1 protein-coding gene and 1 pseudogene are annotated in these 942 nt (G+C 57.4%); both read right to left on the bottom strand.

The features are described 5' to 3' along the window. Nucleotides 1–350: pseudogene (locus AACY08_RS27495) on the bottom strand (hypothetical protein); the annotation flags it as partial. 38 nt (nucleotides 351–388) lie between these two features. Beyond that, nucleotides 389–942, bottom strand: a 554-nt coding sequence (locus tag AACY08_RS27500) for an EpsG family protein (RefSeq protein ID WP_339472261.1), incomplete at its 5' end; no start/stop codon positions are given.

A 942-nucleotide genomic window follows, 5' to 3' on the forward strand; every position in this document is an offset into this window, starting at 1 on the left:
TCGTTCATGTGGAAAACCGCATCATCGAGATCGTATACAACGGGCGTGCGCGACAAGACGGGCAACAGCCCATCCAGCAGCGGCAGATAAGGAAGCAGGTCATACTGCACCCACACGGTATCATAGTGGCCGACCGTGAGCAGATCTCCCAGGCGCCGAATATAGGAACGTGCAACGCCGGTACGCGACTTGGGCTGGCCGCTCATCAGCGCATCGAGATAGTTGTTGTCCAACAGTGGCCGCAGGTTCAGATCGACGCCATGACGCGCCAGAAAGGGCTCATATTGCAGCATCCGCTGGCGCGTACTCGCCGCGCGAGTGCCGTATTTGGCGAGGGCCAGCACCCGCATGGGCGGGCTGCGAGAAGCAGCGGGTTCATGCCTTAAGGTCATGTAAAGATGATACCGCCAGCGACCCACAGATAACCGAGCAACGCGGTCAACAACACAACAAAGCCGAAGCCCGGCAGATCACGCCATCCCAGCCGGCTGCGACATGCCAGGAAGATCACGGCAAGAAACAGCACCTCCTTACTACGCTGTGCGATCACCGGCGCTTCCGGCAACAGGGCAATTGGCAGAAGACTTGCTAGAGTCAGGGTCAGGAACAGACCATGATACCTACTTCGTGATTGGTAACCGGCCACGAAGTAACAACCCAAGGCAGCGATCAGCAGTAGGTTATTGAACGACAAAAGGCTAACGCCTTCGATCTTTGTCGTGTTATCGAGATAGGCGGCGCTCAACGGGTTGAGTGCCCCGAGCATGTCCTGAAGCAGGAAGCGAAAACGTTCTAGGACCGTGGCACTGGCCAGCAGCACACCAAGCAGGATCGGCACGATTCGACGATCGCGGAAAACCAGCCCTCCTATGCCGACCAGCGCGAGAAGAATGCTCGAATAGTGAAAGCAGAATGCCAGCACGAACAGCAACCCTGCCCATG

This window comes from Pseudomonas sp. EL_65y_Pfl1_R83, from assembly GCF_963970695.1.
Classification (GTDB): Bacteria; Pseudomonadota; Gammaproteobacteria; order Pseudomonadales; family Pseudomonadaceae; genus Aquipseudomonas; species Aquipseudomonas tritici.